Raw genomic sequence first — 21,155 nt, 5'->3', positions numbered from 1 at the left:
CAGGTCCCAGACCCCCTTCGGGGTCAATTGCGTGGAGATACGGAGCAAGATCTCGCGGTGGATTCGATTCCGTTCGGCCCGGATCGGTTTGACGTCACTTCAGACAACCCGGCCGGTCCTCGTACTTGGAGACGATGACCGGCCGGTGTAAGACGGACGCGGCATAAATGCCGAGGCCGATTAGACCTTCAACTGGCCGTAGCGAACGCTGCGGCGGCGACGAATGATGGCCGAGTTCGACGGCTTGCGACGGCGGCGGGTCTTACCCCCCTTGGCCAGCTTGCCAGTCGGCGAGCACGGGTGGCGACCACCCGAGGTTCGCCCTTCACCACCACCCATCGGGTGGTCGACCGGGTTCATCGCGACGCCGCGGACGTGGGGTCGGCGTCCGAGCCAACGCTTGCGGCCCGCTTTGCCCAGCCGGATGTTCATATGGTCGGAGTTGCCAACCACGCCGATGGTGGCGCGGCAGGCGGCCGGGATTCGGCGAACTTCACCCGAGGGGAGGGTGATTTGCGCCCAGGTCCCTTCGCGGGCGGTCAGGGTCGCATAGACCCCCGCCGAGCGGCAGAGCTTGGCGCCGCCACCGGGCTGCATCTCGAGGTTGTGGATCGAGAGGCCGGTCGGAATCTTTGACAGTGGCAGGCAGTTCCCCACCTTCGGTTCGGCCCCGGGACCGCTGTTCACGGTCATCCCTGCCTTCAATCCTTCGGGAGCGATGATGTACTTCTTCGCGCCGTCGGGATAGACGATCAGGGCGATCCGCGCGGATCGGTTCGGGTCGTACTCGATGTGGGTGACCTGCGCCGGGATGCCGTCGCGGTCATTGCGCCGGAAATCGATGATCCGGTACATCCGCTTGTGGCCGCCGCCGCGGTGCCGCGCGGTGATGAAACCTTGATTGTTCCGGCCGCCGGTCTTTTTGATCGGTTCGGTCAGGCTCTTTTCGGGCTTCTTGTTCTTGTCCGTCAGCTCGGAAAAATCGCTGACCGACGCGTTCCGGCGCCCGGGGCTGGTCGGTTTGTAGTAGCGGATACCCATCGGGGTCGCGTCCTTCGCTGGACCGGTCCGGTGCAGTCCGGCCGATTGATCTCAGTCGATATCAATAAAAGTCAATTCGGTAATCTTCGTGGAGGGCAACGATCGCCTTTTTCCAGTTCCGCATGCGGCCCGCCTTGAGGCGATACCGGCGGAGCTTGCCGCGGCGGTTCTGGGTGCGGACGTCGGCCACTTTCACGTTGAACAAAACCTCAACGGCCGCCTTGATCTCGGTCTTCGTGGCCAGTGGGTTGACCTCGAAGGTGTAGGCGTTGTGCCGTTCCGAGAGGTGGGTAGCCTTCTCGGTGATCAGCGGGCGGAGGACGACCTGGTACGGTTCCAGGACCGGTCCGCTGCGCTGATATTGGGGTGGACGACGAAGCGTGACCATGAGACTCAGCTCTCCGTTGAGGCGGCCTGGGCCGGGCGGCGGACCGGCTTGTCCTTGACCCGTTCCTTGAGGGTGGCCAGCGCCTCGCGGGTCAAGAGCAGGTAGCGCTGCTTGAGGATGTCGTAGGTGTTGAAGTCGGCCACCGGGGACACCTGGACCCCCTCGATGTTCCGGGCGCTCTGGTAGAAGATCGGGTCGTGCGTGGGCAGACCGATCAGGATCGTCCGATCTTCGAGGGTTCGATCCTTGGCCTTCGCCTTGGTCTCGCCGTCGGTGATGATGGCTTCGGCCTCGGTGATGTCGGGTCTGCGGATCGCCCGCAGCACCTGCGCCACCTGCTTGGTCTTGGGCACCGTCGGCGCCAGGCCGTCGATGATCAAGGCTTGGCCATCCTGGAACTTCGACAAGAGGGCCATGCGGATCGCGGCGCGAACCGCTTTCTTGGGCATCGCGTAGCTGTAGTCACGATTGCGGCGGGCGAAGGCGACACCGCCACCCACTCGCTTGTTCGTCCGCTTCGATCCGGCACGGGCGTTGCCCGTCCCTTTCTGGCGGAACAGCTTCTTGCCGGAGCCGGCCACATCGGCTCGGCCACGCGTGTTCACCGTGCCGACGCGACGGTTTGCTCGGTGCATTACCACCACGTCGTGCAGGAGCTGCTTGTTGACCTCACCGCCGAAGTCGGCCGGGTCAATCGATTCCTCCCCTACCTTTTCGCCGGCAGGGTTATACACGGGTACGGTCAGCATGATTCGATCGCTTCGCGTTTCAGGTTTGCGGATTCGATCCGTCGGTCGATTACACCTTGTTCGTCTGGCGGATCGTAAGGAAGCCGCCGTTGGGACCGGGGACTGCGCCCCGAACCAGCAACAGGTTGTTAGTGAGGTCGACCCGGACCACTTTGAGGTTTTTCACCGTGATTCGGGCGTTGCCGAACTGGCCTGGCTTTTTGATTCCCTTGCGGGTGTGAGCCGGGTCAGCACTCGGCCCTGAGGAGCCAGGGTGGCGGTGCATTCGCTTGACACCGTGCGTGGCTCGCAAGCCCTTGAAGCCGTGTCGCTTCAAGACGCCGGAGAAACCGCGCCCCTTGCTGGTGCCGATGACGTCGACCCGGCCGATCTCGTTGAAGACCTCAACCGTCAGGGTCTGTCCCTCTGCGACTTCCGTGGGCCCGTCTTGACGGAGCTCGCGGATAAATCGCTTCGGTTCGGCGTCCACTTTCTTAGCGTGGCCACGCGCCGCTTGGGTCGCGTTCTTTCGCTTTTTGTCAGCGTAGCCGAGTTGCACGGCGTGGTAGCCGTCCCGTTCCTCGGTCCGGACCTGAAGCACGGTACACGGGCCGCACTCCAGGACCGTGATCGGGACGGCCGTGCCGTCGGCTTCATAGATCTGTGTCATGCCGACTTTGCGGCCGAGCAATCCGACGCGCATCACAAAACTCCGTCGTCAGTCGTCCCTACCCGGGCATTCAGAGGCCGCCGCCCGGCGAAGTTGTTCGCATCAATATTTGTTCTGCGGAATCACGTGAGGGCCGCAGCGACGATAGCATCGCCGCTGCTGGATGAAGTTCCAGGGCCGATTCCCGTGCCCTGACTTCCTTCGACGCCGAGGCCGTCACCGGGCCGAAGCCCCGTCGTTCCTCAGCCACCCCGCTCCCGGCCCTCACGCCAGCGTCCGCGGACTGATTCGATCAAGCCCCGGAGGGGGATGCCTTGATCTTGATATCCACGCCCGCCGGTAGGCTCAGTTTGTTGAGGGCGTCAATTGTCTTGTTGGTGGGCTGAACGATGTCGATCAGCCGCTTGTGCGTCCGGATCTCGAACTGTTCCCGCGACTTCTTGTCGATGTGCGGGCTTCGGAGCACCGTGTAGCGCTCGATCCGGGTGGGAAGCGGAATCGGTCCGTGGACGATCGCCTCTGTTCGCTTGGCCGTGTCAACGATGTCCTTGGCCGATTGGTCAAGAATCGTGTGGTCGTACGCTTCCATCCGGATGCGTATCCGTTCGTTGCTGATACCCGCCACGCGTGGTTCCCTTCGCTTCCCGACGACCGCCGACCCGTCGGCCTTCCCTTGACGTCCATCACAGCCCGCATGTCAAGCGGGAAAGTAAGAATGTAACGACCGTCTAGAGCGAAGTCAATGAAACTCGTGGGACTTTTTTGAGAAGACGCTTTGGCGAGGCTTGCGAGGCCGCTCTCGGTAGGGTAATAGCACATATTGTCCGACTTGGAAGGGCGACTCACCGGGTCTTCGCAATTCTTTTTGGGGAGAGGTGTTGCTTCTTGAATGAACCATGGTGACTGCCCTGCGGGGGGCTTCATGGCAAGCCCGCTCTTCCGGTTCGATTTGGAGTGCCCCGAGCCGTTTGAACCGGCCTCCCGGCCGCACCAGAGCGTTATCGTCACTCGGACGGGAAACGCTCCACCGCGGTCAGGGGGCCGTCGATCTTGTTTGCGCTTTTAGCCTCCGGCCAGGCTTTCGAGCATGCTGTCCGGCGCTGCGGCGTACTCCAGCGGTTCCATCGAGTAGCTGGCGCGCCCCTGGCTGAGACTCCGAACGGCCGTCGAGTAGCCGAACATCTTTTCCAGGGGGGCACGGGCTTCGACGACCATCAACTTGCCGCGGGTGAACGTCTTGTCGATCAGGGCACGGCGGCTGGAGAGGTCGCCCGTGATGTTGCCCAGGTAGTCCTCCGGGGTGACGACCTCGAGCTTCATGATCGGCTCGAGGAGGACGGCCCCTGCTTCCTGGACCGCCTTGCTCAGGGCGTCGGCCGCGGCGAACCGGAAGGCGTGTTCGTTGGAGTCGACGTCGTGGGTGTCACCGTCGATCAGGGTCACCTTGAGGTCGACCAAGGGGAAGCCGGTGCGGCCTCCTGACTTGGCCTCTTCGCGGATCCCGGCCTCGATCGCACCGAGGAACTCGCCTGGGATCACGCCCCCCTTGAGCCGATTGACGAACGCGAGGACCGGCGCTCCCTTGGGCTGGGTTTCCGGCTCGAGGTCGATCGTCACCTTGGCGTAGAGCCCCGACCCGCCGGTCTGACGGATGCAGACCCCTTGCACGCGCTTGACCGCCTTCTTGATCGTTTCGCGGTAGCTGACCCGCGGCCGGCCGACATGGACCTTGAGCTTGAAGTCGCGGATCATCCGGTTTTTGAGGATCTCCAGGTGGAGTTCCCCCATTCCTGAGATCAAGGTCTGCCCGGTCTCTTCGTTGACCTTGTAGGAGAAAGTGGGGTCTTCGCGGGCCAAAGCTCCCAGGGTATCGGCGAGTTTCCCCTTGTCGGACGAGCTGACCGGCTCGATCGACATGCTGATGACCGTCTCGGGGAACTCGATTTTTTCGAGGAGGATCGGGTGGGCGGCATCGCAGAGGGTATCGCCGGTGACCGAGTCCTTCAGGCCGACCACGCCGACGATGTCCCCCGACTCGGCCCGCTCGACCTTCTCGCGGTCGTCCGCGCGGATGTGGTAGAGCCGCGAGCAGTTCTCTTTCTTGTCGCGTCCGGGGTTATAGACCCGGCTCCCGGACTTCAATTCGCCCGAGTAGATTCGCACGAACGAGAGGTCGCCGTGCTGGTCGTTCGTGATCTTGAAGACGAGTCCGCAGAAGGGTTCGTTGGGGCTCGGCTTGCGGACGATCTCGGTCCCTTTTTTCGGGTGGTGGCCGACGACAGGCGGCCGGTCGAGTGGGCTGGGGAGATACGCGGCGACCGCGTTCAGGAGCTGCTGGACGCCCACGTATTTGAAGCTGGAGCCACAGAGGACCGGCTGCGCCAGCCCTGTCAGGGCGGCCCGGCGGAGGCCGGCGACGATCTGCTCCTCGGTCAGCTCGGCCCCTTCGAGGTGGGCCATATAGGCCTCGGCGAACGGCTCGTCGAAATCGGCCAGGGAGTCGATCATCCGCTCGCGCCAGAGCTGGGCGTTGGGGAGCAGGGCCTCGGGGATTTCTCCCTCGGTGAAGGTCGAGCCGAGATCCTCGGTCGTAAAGTGGAGGGCTTTCATCGTGATCAGGTCGATCAGGCCCTGGAATTCGCCCATCGTCCCTTCAGGACCGGCGCCGATCGGGATCTGGATCGGGATCGGGTGGCTCTCGAGCCGGTCCTGGATTTCGGCGAAGACACGGTCGAACTCCGCGCCGATCCGGTCCATCTTGTTGATGAAGCAGAGGCGAGGGACGTGATACTTGGTCGCCTGCCGCCAGACGGTTTCGCTCTGGGCCTCGACCCCCTCGACGGCCGAGAAGATCACGACCGCGCCGTCGAGGACGCGGAGCGATCGCTCGACCTCGGCCGTGAAGTCGACGTGGCCGGGGGTGTCGATGATGTTGATCGTCACGTCTTTCCAGCGGCAGGTGATGGCCGCGGCGACGATCGTGATCCCGCGTTCGCGTTCTTCCTCGAGGTAGTCGGTCGTCGTGGACCCTTTGTCCACGTCTCCCATCCGGTGGATCTCGCCCGTGTAATAGAGGATCCGCTCGGTCGTGGTCGTCTTACCGGCGTCGATGTGCGCAATGATGCCGATGTTACGGATCGATTGCAGATGCGCTGGGTCGCTGCTATCCATGGTGGCTATCCGTTGCGTTGCGTAAGAAAACGGGCTGGGAGCCGGGTCGGGTGGGTTCGATTCGACAAGGTTCTAGCTTAACGTGCGTGAGGCCGAAACACAGCGCATGTCGCGCACCAATGCGGAAGAGCATCCGCACCGAACCATCCTCTTTGGGATGGAGACTCTGGTTCGGACGTTTCCACGGATCGATGGCGCGAGACGCCGGGGTGTTGCTCCCTTGTGCTGGCTATGGAAGTGTTGAAAGATGCGGGAACCTGGCCGAGTGGGTTCGATTCGAGCGGACTTGCTTGAACGGCAAGCCGATTTCGGAGTCACTTGGACCCTCGGTTCGTCGGCCTTGAATCTCCGAATCATTGGGGACTCCTCAATTGCGAACGCAAGATCCAGAAGCAGCTTGCTTGCCGGCCCGTCCCCAGTCGGCGGGACACCACGACCTGAGGTGGCGTTCGAGTGGAGCCGTCTTCTTGCTCGCTTCTCTCGCAATGCTCTGGGGTTTGCCCCCTCGCGTTTCCGGTCAGGAATCAGGACGAACATCCAGGACCGCCGCCCTTGAACGATCCCTCCGGGCGATCGTCGAGGGAGAGGGCGATGTCGCGGTGGCTTATGAAAACCTGGCGAATGGTGAGCACGTTTTTATCAAAGGGGACGAGCGAATCCACCCGGCCAGCACGATGAAGGTGCCGGTCATGATGGAGGTCTTCCGCCAGGCCGAGGAGGGAACTCTCTCCCTGGATGGGCCGATCAAGCTCAAAAACGATTTTGCGAGCATCGCCGACGGCAGCCGGTTCACGATCGACGCCGCGGACGACTCCGAAATGACCCTTTACCGTCACCTGGGTGAGGAGCGAACCGTCCGCGAGCTCGTCCGCCTGATGATCACCGAGAGCAGCAACCTGGCCACGAACCTCTTGATCGAGCGGGTGACGGCGGCTCGCGTGTCGGAACTGATGAAGTCGCTGGGTGCTGGGGAGATCCGCGTGCTTCGAGGGGTCGAGGACAGCCGCGCGTTCGCCCGCGGCCTGAACAACGAGACGACAGCCCGCGGCCTGGCGACGATCCTCCGGCAGCTTGCCGCGCGTCGGGTCGTCTCTCCGAAGGCGTCGGACGAGATGCTGGCCATCCTGCGTGGCCAGAAATTCAACAAGGGAATTCCGGCGGGGCTTCCCGCCGGCGTCTCGGTGGCGCACAAGACGGGGTCGATCACGGGGATTCTTCACGACGCGGCCATTGTTGAACCAGCCGGCCGCTCACCCTATGTGCTGGTCGTGCTGACGCGGGGGATCCAGGATCCATCGAAGGCTCAGGAACTCATCGCGCGGGTTTCCCGAGTGGTGTATGAAGAGGCTCTCGGCCAATGAACGACTGCGTCGCTCGCGTGGTCCTTGTGGGTCATAAACAGAAAGGCGAGGTGGTTTGGCTTCCGTCCAAACCCCCCGCCTCGTTCTTCATCTCAGGGCTTCAACTTCGTTCGGGATTGAAGCTCACCAGGGCCGGCCGCCGCCATTCCATCCCCGAGGCCCGCCCCGGTATCCGCCCCGGTATCCGCCACCGTAACCATCTCGAAAGCCGTAAGGGGGGCGGGGGCCGAAGGGCCGTGGGCCGTAGAATCCGGGGCGGCCGTAGCCGTAAGGCACGGGCCTGACGGGAATCGGACGGTAGACCGGCGTGAGAGGCACGACCGGTGCGATGGGGGCATAAGACGGATACGCCACGTAAGGTGTGCCCAGGCCGACGGTCACTCCAGGCGTGCTGACGACGAGCTGAGCGTTGGCGTTCTCGGCGCCGGTGGATACCAGTCCGCCGAGGGCCACGAGGCTAGTCAGTGTGAGGCTACGCAGGCTCGGTCGCATCGTTCGTTCCTTTGCGAATGGTTGGGAACCCGTCGGAGTCCGATCCGAGGGAATGTTCCGGGGGGGAAACCAACTTTAGGGAATCCACTCCTTGGATTTCAAGGCTGGGGCCGCGCCGGCAAGGGTTCGCGGCATTACCTGTTCAAGGGAAGACGCCAGAAGGTTGAGTGCCGTGAACCCGGTTCTCCGTCACGATTCTCTCTCTTTTCTTAATACGGTAATAATGAGTTGACTGTGAGGTTTCGGTTCAACCGGATGACAATTAGGACTCTCCTGGTCACGAATGGGGCTCACATGGTCAAACGCAGAGACGTCTTGCGTGGCATGGCACTGGCGGCCGCGGGATGTGGAGTTGGCGTGGCCCCTCTGTTCGCGCAAGGGCCGGGAGACCAGTCGGCGGGGCCGACATTGACACCAGTTGAAGGACTCCCGGAAGTTCGCGTCAGCGAGGCGATCAACCATGTGCTTGCCCCGATCCGAGACCGGCACCACCTGCCTGGGCTCATCGGAGGATTGGTTCACGGTGACCGTCTCGAGTCGGTCGGCGTTGTCGGGATCCGCAAGGTTGGCTCCCCTGCCCTGTTCCAGGTGGGCGACCAGATCCATCTCGGTTCCGACACGAAGGCGATGACTGCCACGATGATCGGCTCGCTCGTCGACGAGGGGAAACTCGGCTGGGCGGCGACGGTCGAGGAGGTCTTTCCCGATCAGGCGAAGAAGCTCCATCCCGATTTTCGGGCGGTGACCCTCTGGCAGCTCCTCACCCACCGCGCAGGCCTACCTGCGAACGGCCCGTGGTGGATGCTCAAACAGAACCAGTCGACGACCGAGCAGCGGAGGGTGCTCATGGCCGGGATGCTCCAGAGTGCTCCCCTGACCAAGCCGGGAACGAAGTTCGCCTACTCCAACGTCGGCTACGCTGTCGCCGGGTTGATGGCCGAGCAGGTGACCGGCCAGTCGTGGGAGACCCTGATGCGTCAGCGTCTCTTCGAACCGCTTGGCATGAAAGCAGGAGGGTTTGGGCCGCCCGGAACCAAGGGGAAGGTCGACCAGCCATGGGGTCACCAAGCCGAAGGAGAAACCTTCACGCCGCGTCAGGAAGACAATGCCCCCGCGCTCGGGCCGGCCGGCACGGTCCATTGCACCCTCGCCGATTGGGCCCGGTTCGCCGGTTTGCACCTGCGGGCCGCACAGGGGAAACCTCGCCTGCTCAAGCAGGAGACGTTTCGCACGCTTCAGACGCCCCCCCCGGGCTCGGAGTACGCCGGCGGCTGGCTGGTCGTCGAACGTCCGTGGGCTGGCGGACGCGCATTGACGCACTCCGGGAGCAACACCATGTGGTACGCCACCCTCTGGGTCGCCCCCCAGCGTGATCTTGCGATTCTGACCGCCACCAACGCCGGCGGCGACCCGGCTAGCGATGCGTGCAATGAGGCGGTCGAGGCGCTCGTCAACCTCTCTCAGATTGCCCCCGACCGAGAATAAAATTGACATCCCATGCGAATCGGCGTGACACTGGCGGACGAACAGCCGCTGTCAGAGCCGTGGTGGGTCGGAAAACAAGCTTCGGGGACTCACGCCCCAAAAATTCATTTGCTTGTCACCGAATCCACAAGACGTGATTGTGTTGGTTCTGTTTGGCGATTTTATGGTTGGATTTCTGAATTCCACGGGCTTCCGTGGTTGAGTTTTTCCGTTCTTGAATCAACGGATTGAGCGTGGCTCCTCACCTTCTACGGAGTTGGAAACATGCGGAAAATCGTGTTGAATGCCAGCGCGGCTGTCTTGGTCGTATTGAGCGGGCTCGCGGCGGCGGGTTCCGTCCGTGCCGCGGACGACCGGCCGGCGGACCAGATTCTGGCCGATCTGAAAGCGGCCGAGCTCCCCAAGTTCGAGGTCTCCAAACGCGACGACCGCGAAGCCGTGATGAAGTATCTGGACGAGCGCACCAAGGTTGCGACGCGTCGCGCCGAGTTGATCCTCGAACTCTACCGTGCTCATCCGGACAACGAGCAGTTGGCCCCGCTGATGACTGAGCGGTGGCAAACGCTAGGCAGCGGATCGCGAGGCCCGCTGTCCTCCCGCAACCTCAGTCGCGAGGTCGATGAGGTCTTGAAGGCGACCAAGAACGAGACGCTTCGGCTCAATGCGCTTTTCGAGAAGGGAAGCCTGGCAATCCGGCCGCGAGCCAAGGAGGTGCCGCCGGAAGTCGAGGAATTCATCAAGCAAGCTCCCCACGACGAACGTGGGGCCCGGCTGCTCTACATGCATGCGAACGCGGTTGAGGACGATGCAAAGGCCCATCAAGACCTTCTCAAACGGCTGGTGGCCGACTATCCCGAAAGCCCGTACGGCAAGATGGCCGAGGGGACGATCAAACAGATGGAATCGGTGGGCAAGCCATTCGACCTGGAGTTCACCGACGCCATCAACGACTCGCCGGTCTCGATCAAAGGGCTCAAGGGCAAGGTTGTTGTGATCGACTTCTGGGCAACCTGGTGCGGGCCTTGCGTTGCTGAACTCCCCGAGATGAAGAAGCTTTATGAGGAATACCGCGGTCAAGGGGTCGAGTTCATCGGCGTCAGCCTTGATGAGTCCAAGGAGGCCGGCGGACTCGACAAGCTCAAAGAGTTCGTGGCCAAGAACGAGATCAAGTGGCCGCAGTATTACCAGGGAAACGGTTGGGAGAGCGAGTTCTCGAGGGGCTGGGGCATCCATTCGATCCCCGCGCTCTTCGTGGTTGACCCTGACGGCAAACTGCACTCCGTCAACGCCCGCGGCAAGCTCGAGACGATGATCCCGGCACTTCTGAAGAAGAAGGAGCCCAAGGCCGAGGGCGAAGACTGAGCGGGACCAGGCTTTGGAACCTGCCACCCCGGCCGGCTTGCGACCGGCTGAGGTGCGGTATAGACACAAACAAAGGATCCTCTCGCCCTGTTGCGGAGCAGTTGGAACGAGGCCAGGCCCGGATTTCGGGCCTGGCCGTACGGTCGAAAGACCCACCGGGCCGGGAGCGCCCCCTTCGGTTATCGCCCCTGTGTGCACGGGTTGGGAAATCGGTATCGAGAGGGATCCGAACGACGCTCAGCCGCGCGGAACCTACCGCCGACCTTGTCGGCCAGGGCCTTGAAAATCTCGACCGCGACGTGGGTCGATTGGGACGAGTTGAGGGCGACGGCGATCACGGCTCGCGTCCTTGGCTGGTAGAACACCGCGGCCTGGAATCCGAGGGCCTCGCCCGAATGGCCCCACCATCCCTTGAGTTCGCCGATGCCCAGGCCGTAACGGTCGTACTCGGGGCCGTCGGTGGCGGGTCGGGTCAACCGTTCGCTGAGTCGATGGAGTCGAGGGCCGACGAGCCTGCCCGTTCCGAGCGCTACGCCCCAGCGGCGGAGGTCCTGAATCGATGAAACCAGGCCGCCTGCCGCCCCCAGTGACGACAGGTTGACGGCGGGGGCCTCCTCCAGATCACCGGTTGCCGGATCGACAAGGTACGGCGTGGGGTGCGGTGAGGGGATCGAGGCGTCGTTGGGGTAGGACGTATCCTTCATTCTCAGCGGGTTGAGGATCCTGGTCTGGAAGGTCGCGGCGATCGGCCGGGCGGTGACCTGCTCGACGACCATGCCCAGCAAGATGGTATTCGTATTACTGTAGTTGTATTGCGTGCCGGGGGCGAACACAGGCGAGTCGGGGATGGTGGTGTCCACGATCTCCCGAGGAGTCCAGGGACGCGTGAAATCGCCGGCGAACTGCTCGATGAACCGGGGCGCCTGGGTATAGTTCTTGACCCCGCTGTTCATTCCGGCGAGCTGAGCCAGGGTGATCTGATCGCCGTTCGGGATCCCCTCGACATAGTCGGAGATCGGATCGTTGAGAGAGAGCCGTCTCTCCCGGGCGAGTTGGAGGATCCGGGTGACCGTGAACGACTTGGTAATACTCCGAATGGGGAAGCGGTCATCGATCGAGATCGATTGCCCGGTTTCCACGTTGGCGACGCCCTGGGCGGTGACCCAGGGGCGTTGCCCCGGCACCCAGACGCCGGCGACCGCGCCTGGGGCATGGAACTCGGCCAGGACGCGTTGAACGGTCGCCAGATAGGCCTCTCTGCGAGCCTGGCCTCGCGCGGCCGCTGTCTGAATCTGCGATGGGCTCGGCGAGCTTGGCCGCGGAGCCGAAGCGCCGGCCGCCAGGACCTGCCCGGCCACGGCGTCGGTCGGCTGGATGGTCACCGAGAGCATTTGCCGGCCCTCGAGGAACTGGCAATCGGGATGAAAATCGCGATGCGATCGCGACGCGGCTCCACGGGTCGGGCGGAAGCGGGCGAGCGTGGCGCGAATTCCTGGCAGAATCGAGGGCATTGCGGAGTTTCCTGTGCACACGGATCGGTTGACGCGAGAATGCCGCCCCTGTTTTGGAGTGGTCTCAAGCCAGAACGGGCTCGACCCGTGGCTCGTTTGCGACGCTCTCACTGGAGTGTAGCCCGTTCCCGATTCGATGGATCGCCGCCGAGCTGAGGAGCGTTGATTTTCGAAAAGCGAAAAACCCCGGGCATTCGTCAACAGATGACGAGGGCCTGGGGTTTTAAGCGATTCAGCGAGCTGGCGACTTCTCTTACCAGGCGAAGTGCGCGAACGCTTTGTTGGCGTCGGCCATGCGGTGGACGTTCTCGCGGCGGGTGATGGCGGCACCGTCGCGGTTGTAGGCGGCGACCAGCTCGTCGGCGAGCTTGATGGCCATCGGGCGGCCCTTCTTTTCGCGGGCAGCCATCAGGATCCAGCGGATCGAGAGGGTCTGCTGGCGAACCTTGTTGACCTGCATGGGCACCTGGTAGGTGGCACCACCGACCCGCTTCGAGCGGACCTCGATGATCGGCTTGACGTTCTCGACGGCGCGGCTGAACACATCGATCGGGTTGTCGTTGGGCAGGCGCCGCTCGATGAGTTCCATGGCGTTGTAGAACACCTTCTGCGCGACGCTCTTCTTGCCATCGTGCATCAGGCAGTTGATGAACTTGCTGGCCAACTTCGAACCGAAACGAGGATCGGGCCTAAGCTGCGCCTTGCTGGCGGTAAACTTGCGGGACATGCGCGTTCGTCCTGGGGATACCTGAAGGTCGTTTGAGTATTACTTCTTCTTTTTAGCCGGCGCGGCAGCTTTGGCGGGAGCTCCGTACTTGGAGCGAGCTTGCTTACGGTCTGCCACGCCGAGGCTGTCGAGGACGCCGCGGACGATGTGGTAACGGACACCCGGCAAGTCGCGAACACGGCCACCCCGGACCAGCACGATCGAGTGCTCTTGAAGGTTGTGGCCTTCACCGGGAATGTACGCTGTGATCTCTTTGCCATTGGAGAGCCGGACGCGCGCCACTTTGCGCAACGCCGAGTTCGGCTTCTTGGGGGTCATCGTTTTGACCTGGAGGCAGACCCCGCGTTTGAACGCGCAACCTTCGAGCACCGGCGACTTGGTCTTGTAGACCACCGGCCTGCGTGGCTTACGGACGAGCTGGTTGATCGTGGGCATGAGTCGATTGTTCCATTCTTCCCGGCCGGTCACTCCCTTGCCGGGGTCGATCCTGTCGCGGGGATGGTGCTCTAGCGCATTTGAACAGGTCCGTGCACCGAACCGCTGCGCAAGGCGAAGCTATGGCCGGACAACGGCGAAGCAAGTAGTGTAACGCCAGACTTCCGTCTGTCAAGACGAGTCAACACGATCATGCGGTGCGATCGGGACGACTTACCCAGACGAGCCGGGATGCCCCGTTGACCTGAGGCCGGCTCCGGGGCAAGCGAACGAATTGACAGGGAGAGCCCCCCTGCCCTACGATTTGCGGCCGGGGGAATGCCGCATGTATGACCGCGATTATGAGGCCGATCTCGACGACTCGGAGTATCCCGAGGAGCCCGATGGTGATGATGACGACGACACGATCCCCTGCCCGTACTGCGGCCTGTCGGTCTATGAGGAGGCGGAGCGTTGCCTTTACTGTGGCCACTATCTCTCGGTAGAGGATGCCCCGAGGCGCTATCCCTGGTGGTTTATCCTCGGGTTTCTACTGAGCATGGTCGTCGTTCTGGGTTGGATCTGGCGCTGGTGAGGAAGCACTTTGCCGGAAGGAACGGCGGACATGGAGGCTGAACCCAAGGCGGGGACGCCCGCTTCGATGCGGGTCGCCCTGGTCTACGACATGGACGCTTGCCGGGGACCCACTGGTGTGACCCGCCACGCCTTGGCCCAACTGGAGCGGTTGGCGAAGCGGCCGGAGGTTGCCTTGACCGTGGTCTCGGGGCGGATCAGCGAGCCTGACGGCCTCGTCTACTGGGAAGGCCTCGGCTCCCTGCCGCGTCGGGAACTGCCGGTGCGGACCCGCGACGCCCTGCGTTGGTGGCGGCTCTCCTCCTGGCCCCCGATCGAACTCTGGTCGAGAGAAGTCGACTGGGTCTATTGCCCGTCAGAGTACGCAGTGCCCACCCGGAAGGCGCGACGGGCCGTGACGAGCCACGATGTTTTGCAGAACCTCCGGAGTCATCCCAAGTTCCGTCAGCGGTTGGCGCAGACGTTCGGCCAGGCCGACCTGATCTTCTCCGTCTCCCGGTTCAACACCGAGAAACTTCTTGAGGCCTTCCCCGAGTGCCAGGGGCGGGTGGAATACGTCCCCAACGGCGCGGAGGACCTGTTCTTTGAACCGGCGACCGAATCCGAGCGGGCCGCCGTTCGCGCCGACCTGGAACTCCCTGGCAAGGTTCCCTACTTGATCTCGGTGGCCAACTTCCAGCCGCGGAAGAACCTGGTCCGACTCATCCGGGCCGCGGGGCGGCTGCCCGAGGTGGCCCGTGGAGACCTGGCGCTGGTGCTCCTCGGAACGGGTTCGGATTCCGAGGCTCATCTCGTGCGCGAGTCGATCACGGCTCTTGGCCCTCGCGCGGTGGTGCGGATACCGGGCTACCGTCAGGGCAAGATGCTCCGCGCGGCCTACGCCGAGGCGACCGCCCTGGTCTTCCCCTCCCTCTGTGAGAGCTTCGGCATTCCGGCGGTGGAAGCCATGGCGCAAGGCATTCCCGTGGCCCTGGCCGACTCGACCGCCCTGCCCGAGATCGGAGGCGCGGCGGCCTGGTACTTCGATCCCGAGGACGAAGAATCACTCCTCGCCGCGCTTCGCGATCTGCTCGATCAGTCCGACGAGCGTGCCCGTCGCGCCCTTCTGGGCCGCGAGATCGCCGAGTCCTACCGCTGGCAAGCCGCCAATGACCTCCTGGTCAACGCCCTGGCATCCCGCCGCGGTTCCCGCTGACGACGCTGAGGGAGTGGGAGGGCAGGCTTGTGAGGTCGTTCTTCTGGTATGGACTCGCCGCGCTGGGAGAGATCGCCGGCTGCTTTGCGTTCTGGGCCTGGCTCAGAAATCAGAAAAGCCCTTGGTTGGTACTTCCCGGCGTCGTGGCGCTCGTCGCTTTCGCCCTTGCGTTGACTCGCATCGATTCGAGTCACGCGGGGCGGGCCTATGCCGCTTACGGCGGGATCTATATCGCCTCGTCGCTCGCCTGGCTCTGGGCCGTCGAGGGGGCCCGTCCCGACCGTTGGGATCTTGCCGGAGCCGCCCTCTGTCTCGTCGGCACGGGCGTCATTCTGTTCGGCCCGAGAGCCGGCTGACAATCGATCGCCCTCCCGGCGAGCGGGGAGCGTAAGCCCCTGCCTGATTGGCGATACGCGAGAATCGAACGAAAAGATTGAGCAGTACGCTTTCTGTTCGTTTTTGCCAAACGAAAAGAGGACGTAAGGATCTCGCTTGGGGGCCGCTTTCGTTGTGGGGCAACTGGCTCAGAGGTCCAGCTCGTCGACCCAGCTTCGAAGTCGGCCCATCGCTCGACCGACGGCGGCGACGTTTTCGGCTTCGTTGAGCCAGCGGCTGACGCCCGAGGGATGAGGGAGCGGTAAGTATCGGATGCCGTCTCGAAGGGTTGCCGTACCGACGACGGCGGTCAGCGAGGGGACGCGGCCGAGGAAGGTGCGGATGGCAAGGAGGCCCACGAGGAGCACGATCGCGGGCTTGAGCACCGGGAACTGACCGTCGAGCCAGGGGCGGCAGAGCGCTTGCTCGGCCGGTGTGGGGACGCGATCGCCGCGGGCACCGGGGAGTCGGCCTGGGTAACAGCGGGTGACAGCGCTGAAGTGGATTTTGCGCCAGAAGTCTTCACGAGGGATACCGCCGAGCTCGAACCAGAGGCGGAGTTTCTCCCCCGCTGCTCCGGCGAACGGCACATTCTCGAGGTTGGCCCGCAGGCCGGGAGCCTGGCCGATCAGCAGGATCCGCGGCAAGGGCGCGTCGGCTTCCGGGTCGCGGGCGATCGGGACCGACTCAGCCTGGTGGAGATAGCCTGCGCGGTGACAGAGGCGACACGAACGGAGCCGGGCATTGAACGCCACCAACTCGGCACGTTGTCGGGCTTCGGATTCGGCCGTGGGGGAGGGTCGCATGGAGGCTGCGCTGGGCGTTGGGGGACGGCGGAGTGGAAAAGCGAACGGCCCACACCCCTGTTGAGGAGGTGAGGGCCGAAGCTTGAATCACGATGAGGAGGCGAAGCGGGCGCTGATTACTCGCTCGCCTTGCCGGCGGTTGCAGGGGCCGCCGCCGCCGGAGTGGGCTCGTCGCGGGGGTAGCGGCTGTAGCCGGGCCCCTTCTCGGCGAGGGCCTCGAGCGCCTCGGGTCGGATGCGGACTTCGGCGTCCTGGTGGGACTTGAAGCCGGTTCCGGCCGGGACCAAGTGGCCGAGGATGACGTTCTCTTTCAGGCCGACGAGGTAGTCGACCTTGCCCGCAAGAGCGGCCTCGGTCAGCACCTTGGTCGTTTCCTGGAAGCTGGCCGCCGAGATGAAGCTGTCCGACTGCACGGCCGCCTTGGTGATGCCCAGGAGCTGGGTGCTCGCGGCGGCCGGCTTGGGACGGATCCACTCTGCCTTCTTGCCGCTGGCCGTTTCGACCCGGAGGTTTTCCTGGTCGAAGTGGTCGCGGGGGACGATGTCGCCCTGGCGGAAGTCGCTCTCACCCGGGTCCTTGACCTTGACGCAGGTCATCAGCTCGAGGTTCTTGCCTCGGAAATCGAACTTGTCGATGACCGAGCCAGGCAGCAAGCCGGTATCACCCACGCTCTCGACGCGAACCTTGCGGAGCATCTGAGCGACGATGATCTCGAGGTGCTTGTCGTCGATTTCGACACGCTGGGAACGATAGACGTTCTGAATCTCGCGGAGCAGGTAGCGCTGGACGGCTTCCTCACCCGAGATCCGGAGGATGTCGTGCGGCACCAACGGCCCTTCGACCAGGGCGTCGCCGGCTCGGACGCGGTCGCCACCGTGGACGCGGAGGTACTTACCGTGCGGCACCAGGTGTTCGCGTTCGATGCCGCTCTCGTTCTTGACGATGATCGTCCGCTTACCGCGGCGCTTCTCGTCCAGCAGTTCGACGCGACCGTCGATTTCGGCGATGACCGCCGGCTCCTTGGGACGCCGGGCCTCGAACAACTCGGTGACTCGCGGGAGACCACCGGTGATGTCCTGGGTACCCCCCACCTCTCGCGGCGTCTTGGCCAGCAAGGTACCCGCGGTGATCTGGGCTCCTTGCTGGACTTCGATACCGGCCCCTTCAGGGATGTAGTTGTAGGCGAGGATGTGCCCTTCGCCGTCCTCGATGAGGATCTGCGGGTGGAGGTCGCCCTTGTGCTCCATGATCGTCCGTCGGGTGTGGCCCGAGGGGTCGATCTCGATTCGCATCGTCTCGTTTTCGATGATGTCTTCGTAGCGGACCTTACCGCCGACTTCCGCGAGGATCGGGATGTTGTGCGGGTCCCACTCGCAGAGCATCGTGCCCCGCGTGCACATGGAGCCGTCCTCGACGAGCATGACCGCACCGTCGGGCACGTCGTACTTCTCGAGTTCCCGTCCCTTGGGGTCGAGGATCTGGATCTCGCCGTTACGCGAGAGAGCGATCTTCTTCCCTTCGTCGTTGGTCACAAGGTTGATGCCGACGTACTTGACCTTACCGTCCCGCTTGCTCTTGACGTCCTTCTCTTCGACGCCGCGGGTGGCGACGCCGCCGATGTGGAACGTACGCATGGTGAGCTGGGTGCCCGGCTCGCCGATCGACTGGGCGGCGATGATCCCGACGGCCATCCCCGGTTCGACGAGCTGGCCGGTCGCCAGGTCCATGCCGTAGCAGCGTCGGCAGATGCCGAGGGTCGCCTCGCAGGTCATCGGGCTGCGGACCTGGATCTTCTCGATCTGCATGTCCTCGAGCTTCTTGGCCGCGGCCACCGTGATCATATCGTTTTCCTTCACCACGATCTCGTCGGTGATGGGGTTCACGATGTTGACCCGGCTGACTCGGCCTCGAATCGACTGGACGAGGCTGACCTCGACCTTTTCGCCCTTGTAGATGACCCCCTTGGTGATTCCTTGGGAGGTGCCGCAGTCTTCCATCGTGATGACGACGTTCTGCGCCACGTCGGCCAGCTTACGGGTCAGGTAACCCGAGTCGGCCGTCTTCAAGGCCGTGTCGGCCAGGCCCTTTCGAGCACCGTGGGTCGAGCTGAAGTACTCGAGCACCGAGAGGCCTTCGCGGAAGTTGGCCTTGATCGGGGTCTCGATGATCTTGCCTGACGGCTTGGCCATCAAGCCTCGCATGCCGGCGAGCTGGCGAATCTGCTCGACACCACCTCGGGCACCCGAGTCCGCCATCAGGAAGATCGGGTTGAGGTAGACCTGGCCGTTTCGCACGTCGTGACGGAGCTGCTCCATCATCTCGTTCGTGATCCGCTCACGAGCGTGGGTCCAGGCGTCGAGGACCTTGTTATACCGCTCCTGCTCGGTGATGATTCCGCGCTGATAGAGCTTGGCGGCCTTGGCCACTTCCTTCTCGGTTTCCGAGAGGATCGCGTCCTTGGTCATCGGCGTCTTGAGGTCGTCGGTGGCGAACGACAGGCCCGAGCGAGTGGACTCGCGGAACCCGAGGTCCTTCATGTTGTCGAGCAGGTTGATCGTCGCGGCTCGACCGAGGATCTGGTAGCAGTCGGCGATGATCCCCTGGAGCTGCTTCTGGCCCAACGCCGTGTTGTAATACGGCATCTTGGCGTCGAGGATGTCGTTGAAGATCACTCGGCCGGTGGTGGTCTTGATGACCATGCCGGGGGTGAACTCCTTCTCGCCGTCCCCTCGCAGCTTCTTGTGAACCGGGAGGCGGAGGTTGATCATCGCATGGACGCCAACCTTCTTCTGGCTGAACGCCAGGAAGACCTCGTTGGCGCTGGAGAAGGTCATCCCTTCGCCTGGCTCGCCGGGGCGCTGAACCGTCACATAGTACGACCCCATGACGATGTCCTGGGTCGGGCTGATGATCGGGTTGCCGTTGGCGGGGCTGAAGATGTTGTTGGTCGACATCATCAGCGTCATCGCCTCGACCTGCGCCTCGATGGAGAGGGGCAAGTGGACGGCCATCTGGTCGCCGTCGAAGTCGGCGTTGAACCCTTTACAGACGAGCGGGTGGATCCGGATCGCGTTCCCTTCGACCAGGACCGGCTCGAACGCCTGAATACCCATACGGTGCAGGGTCGGGGCACGGTTGAGCAAGACCGGGTGGTTGTGGATCACCTCTTCGAGGATATCCCACACCTCTTCGACCTTGCGCTCGAGCATCTTCTTGGCCGACTTGATCGTGTCGGCGTGCCCCAGCTCTTTGAGCCGGCGGATGATGAACGGCTGGAAGAGCTCCAGGGCGATCTTCTTGGGGAGGCCGCACTGGTGGAGCCGGAGGTCGGGACCGACGACGATCACCGAGCGGGCCGAGTAGTCGACACGCTTGCCGAGCAAGTTTTCGCGGAACCGACCCTGCTTACCCTTGATCATGTCGGTGAGCGACTTCAGCGGCCGGTTGCTCGAGCCGAGCACGGGTCGCTTGCAGCGGTTGTTGTCGAACAGGGCGTCGACCGCTTGCTGAAGCATCCGCTTCTCGTTGCGGATGATGACCTCGGGCGCGTTCAGGTCGACCAGCTTCTTGAGCCGGTTGTTCCGGTTGATGATGCGCCGGTAGAGGTCGTTCAAGTCGCTGGTGGCGAAGTTGCCCGAGTCGAGCAAGACCAACGGCCGCAAGTCCGGCGGGATGACCGGGATCGCTTCGAGGACCATCCATTCGGGGCGGTTGTCGCTATCGCGAAGCGCCTCGACGACTTTCAGCCGTTTGGTCAGGTCCTTGGTCTTCTGCTTGCTGGAGGTCTCGCCGAGCTCGGTCCGCAGTTGCTTGGAGAGGCTGACCAGGTCGAGCCGCGCCAGGAGCTTGCGGACGGCATCGGCCCCCATGTCGGCCTGGAAGGTGTCGCCGAACATCTCGCGCGACTTACGGAAGTCTTCCTCGGTGAGGAGCTGCCGTTCCTTCAAGGGGGTGTCACCGGGGTCGATGACGACGTAATCCTGGAAGTAGATGATCCGTTCCAGGCTGGACGTCTTCATGTCCAGGAGGGTCCCCAAGCGACTGGGCATCGCCTTGAAGAACCAAATGTGGACGACCGGCGCGGCCAACTCAATGTGGCCCATGCGCTTGCGACGAACGCGCGAGTGCGTGACTTTCACGCCGCAACGGTCGCAGATCATCCCTTTGTATTTCATCCCGCGGTACTTACCGCAGGCGCATTCCCAGTCTTTCTCGGGGCCGAAGATTCGCTCGCAGAAGAGGCCGTCCTTTTCGGGGCGGTAAGTCCGGTAGTTGATCGTTTCCGGCTTCTTGACCTCGCCGAAGGACCAACTGCGGATGTCGTACGGGCTGGCCAGCCCGATCTTGACGGCGCCGTAATCATTGATACGATCGTAGGCACTTTCGCCCATGCTCACGGGACACTCTCCTCTGCACGCGCTCAAGCCGTGCCGAAGCGGGGTTGTTTCGGGGGAAAGTCACAATTCAGCGGTCGCTCAAGCGATCGGTTCGGATTCCCAAATCCCAAGTCGCGGGCATCGACCAAAAAAAGATCCGCGGGCCGATCCCCTCTCACGTTCCCGGAACAAGAGAGGACGCCGCGGTTCAGACGGTCATCCGAGACCGAAGGTGCCACGCCGGCCATCCTCCTTCGCCGGATGCAGGAAACTCCAAGATTCAAGCCCAATGGACCTCAAAACAAGGCGGAGGCGCAGCCCAGAACAACGTCGAGCTGGCCGCCGATGGAGTCGCTTCTTGTCGATAGTAGCCGATCTTAACATGGATTCCAAGAAAATTCTGCTTGACAAGGGCATTATTTGGGGCGCCGACCTGACAGGATTGAGGTCCGCCCTCAT

18 protein-coding genes are annotated in these 21,155 nt (G+C 63.3%); 6 read left to right on the top strand and 12 right to left on the bottom strand.

Translation table 11 applies throughout. The annotated features are described in order from the left end of the window. Window positions 1-180: 180 nt before the first annotated feature. The 6 genes from rplB to fusA form a co-directional block, all read right to left on the bottom strand. A complete protein-coding gene (gene rplB, locus V5E97_RS03145; RefSeq protein WP_406697830.1) occupies window positions 181-1,041 on the bottom strand; it encodes a 50S ribosomal protein L2 in 861 nt (286 codons plus the stop codon). A 61-nt stretch (window positions 1,042-1,102) separates the two neighbouring features. Continuing rightward, window positions 1,103-1,429, bottom strand: coding sequence for a 50S ribosomal protein L23 (gene rplW / locus V5E97_RS03140; RefSeq protein WP_015244103.1), 327 nt, complete (start codon window positions 1,427-1,429; stop codon window positions 1,103-1,105). Window positions 1,430-1,434: 5 nt separating this feature from the next. Continuing rightward, complete coding sequence (rplD, locus tag V5E97_RS03135) at window positions 1,435-2,178, bottom strand: 50S ribosomal protein L4 (protein ID WP_406697829.1); 744 nt, start codon at window positions 2,176-2,178, stop codon at window positions 1,435-1,437. Window positions 2,179-2,227: 49 nt separating this feature from the next. After that, window positions 2,228-2,860: a 50S ribosomal protein L3 gene (gene rplC / locus V5E97_RS03130; RefSeq protein WP_406697828.1), complete on the bottom strand. Its 633-nt coding sequence runs from the start codon at window positions 2,858-2,860 to the stop codon at window positions 2,228-2,230. Between the two features lie 259 nt (window positions 2,861-3,119). Next, a complete protein-coding gene (gene rpsJ / locus V5E97_RS03125) occupies window positions 3,120-3,416 on the bottom strand; it encodes a 30S ribosomal protein S10 (RefSeq protein ID WP_020467431.1) in 297 nt (98 codons plus the stop codon). A gap of 473 nt (window positions 3,417-3,889) precedes the next feature. Continuing rightward, window positions 3,890-5,998, bottom strand: a complete 2,109-nt coding sequence (gene fusA, locus V5E97_RS03120; protein WP_406697827.1) for an elongation factor G — start codon at window positions 5,996-5,998, stop codon at window positions 3,890-3,892. Between the two features lie 467 nt (window positions 5,999-6,465). On the opposite strand from fusA, the gene V5E97_RS03115 reads away from it, so the two are divergent. Next, on the top strand, window positions 6,466-7,359 hold the full coding sequence (locus V5E97_RS03115) for a serine hydrolase (protein WP_406697826.1): 894 nt from the start codon (window positions 6,466-6,468) through the stop codon (window positions 7,357-7,359). Between the two features lie 123 nt (window positions 7,360-7,482). Here V5E97_RS03115 and V5E97_RS03110 read toward each other — a convergent pair whose 3' ends face one another. After that, window positions 7,483-7,851, bottom strand: a complete 369-nt coding sequence (locus tag V5E97_RS03110) for a hypothetical protein (protein WP_406697825.1) — start codon at window positions 7,849-7,851, stop codon at window positions 7,483-7,485. Between the two features lie 294 nt (window positions 7,852-8,145). Between V5E97_RS03110 and V5E97_RS03105 the strand changes: the two genes are divergently transcribed. Then, window positions 8,146-9,336 (top strand): serine hydrolase domain-containing protein, encoded by a 1,191-nt coding sequence (locus tag V5E97_RS03105; protein WP_406697824.1) that lies wholly within the window; start codon window positions 8,146-8,148, stop codon window positions 9,334-9,336. A 264-nt stretch (window positions 9,337-9,600) separates the two neighbouring features. Further along, window positions 9,601-10,698 (top strand): redoxin domain-containing protein, encoded by a 1,098-nt coding sequence (locus tag V5E97_RS03100; RefSeq protein WP_406697823.1) that lies wholly within the window; start codon window positions 9,601-9,603, stop codon window positions 10,696-10,698. Between the two features lie 179 nt (window positions 10,699-10,877). On the opposite strand, the gene V5E97_RS03095 is transcribed toward V5E97_RS03100, so the two are convergent. The 3 genes from V5E97_RS03095 to rpsL form a co-directional block, all read right to left on the bottom strand. Next, window positions 10,878-12,209, bottom strand: coding sequence for a serine hydrolase domain-containing protein (locus V5E97_RS03095; RefSeq protein ID WP_406697822.1), 1,332 nt, complete (start codon window positions 12,207-12,209; stop codon window positions 10,878-10,880). A gap of 253 nt (window positions 12,210-12,462) precedes the next feature. After that, window positions 12,463-12,936 (bottom strand): 30S ribosomal protein S7, encoded by a 474-nt coding sequence (gene rpsG, locus V5E97_RS03090; protein ID WP_015244112.1) that lies wholly within the window; start codon window positions 12,934-12,936, stop codon window positions 12,463-12,465. A gap of 39 nt (window positions 12,937-12,975) precedes the next feature. Continuing rightward, complete coding sequence (gene rpsL / locus V5E97_RS03085) at window positions 12,976-13,371, bottom strand: 30S ribosomal protein S12 (protein ID WP_015244113.1); 396 nt, start codon at window positions 13,369-13,371, stop codon at window positions 12,976-12,978. A gap of 325 nt (window positions 13,372-13,696) precedes the next feature. Here rpsL and V5E97_RS03080 point away from each other — a divergent pair, with 325 nt between their 5' ends. The 3 genes from V5E97_RS03080 to V5E97_RS03070 are packed head-to-tail and all read left to right on the top strand — an operon-like array spanning window position 13,697 to window position 15,495. Further along, complete coding sequence (locus V5E97_RS03080; RefSeq protein WP_406697820.1) at window positions 13,697-13,945, top strand: zinc ribbon domain-containing protein; 249 nt, start codon at window positions 13,697-13,699, stop codon at window positions 13,943-13,945. Between the two features lie 30 nt (window positions 13,946-13,975). Then, entirely contained in the window at window positions 13,976-15,139 is a 1,164-nt protein-coding gene (locus tag V5E97_RS03075; protein ID WP_406697819.1) for a glycosyltransferase family 4 protein, read from the top strand. A 29-nt stretch (window positions 15,140-15,168) separates the two neighbouring features. After that, window positions 15,169-15,495 carry a YnfA family protein gene (locus V5E97_RS03070; protein WP_406697818.1) on the top strand — a complete coding sequence of 109 codons (327 nt, stop codon included), beginning with the start codon at window positions 15,169-15,171 and terminating at the stop codon, window positions 15,493-15,495. A 168-nt stretch (window positions 15,496-15,663) separates the two neighbouring features. On the opposite strand, the gene V5E97_RS03065 is transcribed toward V5E97_RS03070, so the two are convergent. After that, window positions 15,664-16,320 carry a uracil-DNA glycosylase family protein gene (locus V5E97_RS03065; RefSeq protein ID WP_406697817.1) on the bottom strand — a complete coding sequence of 219 codons (657 nt, stop codon included), beginning with the start codon at window positions 16,318-16,320 and terminating at the stop codon, window positions 15,664-15,666. A gap of 116 nt (window positions 16,321-16,436) precedes the next feature. Continuing rightward, on the bottom strand, window positions 16,437-20,717 hold the full coding sequence (rpoC, locus tag V5E97_RS03060; RefSeq protein WP_406697816.1) for a DNA-directed RNA polymerase subunit beta': 4,281 nt from the start codon (window positions 20,715-20,717) through the stop codon (window positions 16,437-16,439). Window positions 20,718-21,155: the final 438 nt, after the last annotated feature.

The organism is Singulisphaera photorubra (assembly GCF_045290345.1).
GTDB lineage: Bacteria > Planctomycetota > Planctomycetia > Isosphaerales > Isosphaeraceae > Singulisphaera.
This window is presented reverse-complemented; position numbering and strand designations above follow the sequence as displayed.

Bases quoted from the DNA above. Each gene is read 5' to 3' on its own strand.
- V5E97_RS03100 (WP_406697823.1), top strand. From the start codon at position 9,601: ATGCGGAAAATCGTGTTGAATGCCAGCGCGGCTGTCTTGGTCGTATTG.
- V5E97_RS03065 (WP_406697817.1), bottom strand. From the start codon at position 16,320: ATGCGACCCTCCCCCACGGCCGAATCCGAAGCCCGACAACGTGCCGAG.
- rpsG (WP_015244112.1), bottom strand. From the start codon at position 12,936: ATGTCCCGCAAGTTTACCGCCAGCAAGGCGCAGCTTAGGCCCGATCCT.
- rpsL (WP_015244113.1), bottom strand. From the start codon at position 13,371: ATGCCCACGATCAACCAGCTCGTCCGTAAGCCACGCAGGCCGGTGGTC.
- rplB (WP_406697830.1), bottom strand. From the start codon at position 1,041: ATGGGTATCCGCTACTACAAACCGACCAGCCCCGGGCGCCGGAACGCG.
- rplC (WP_406697828.1), bottom strand. From the start codon at position 2,860: ATGCGCGTCGGATTGCTCGGCCGCAAAGTCGGCATGACACAGATCTAT.
- V5E97_RS03080 (WP_406697820.1), top strand. From the start codon at position 13,697: ATGTATGACCGCGATTATGAGGCCGATCTCGACGACTCGGAGTATCCC.
- V5E97_RS03095 (WP_406697822.1), bottom strand. From the start codon at position 12,209: ATGCCCTCGATTCTGCCAGGAATTCGCGCCACGCTCGCCCGCTTCCGC.
- rplD (WP_406697829.1), bottom strand. From the start codon at position 2,178: ATGCTGACCGTACCCGTGTATAACCCTGCCGGCGAAAAGGTAGGGGAG.
- V5E97_RS03105 (WP_406697824.1), top strand. From the start codon at position 8,146: ATGGTCAAACGCAGAGACGTCTTGCGTGGCATGGCACTGGCGGCCGCG.
- V5E97_RS03110 (WP_406697825.1), bottom strand. From the start codon at position 7,851: ATGCGACCGAGCCTGCGTAGCCTCACACTGACTAGCCTCGTGGCCCTC.
- rpsJ (WP_020467431.1), bottom strand. From the start codon at position 3,416: ATGGAAGCGTACGACCACACGATTCTTGACCAATCGGCCAAGGACATC.
- V5E97_RS03075 (WP_406697819.1), top strand. From the start codon at position 13,976: ATGGAGGCTGAACCCAAGGCGGGGACGCCCGCTTCGATGCGGGTCGCC.
- fusA (WP_406697827.1), bottom strand. From the start codon at position 5,998: ATGGATAGCAGCGACCCAGCGCATCTGCAATCGATCCGTAACATCGGC.
- rplW (WP_015244103.1), bottom strand. From the start codon at position 1,429: ATGGTCACGCTTCGTCGTCCACCCCAATATCAGCGCAGCGGACCGGTC.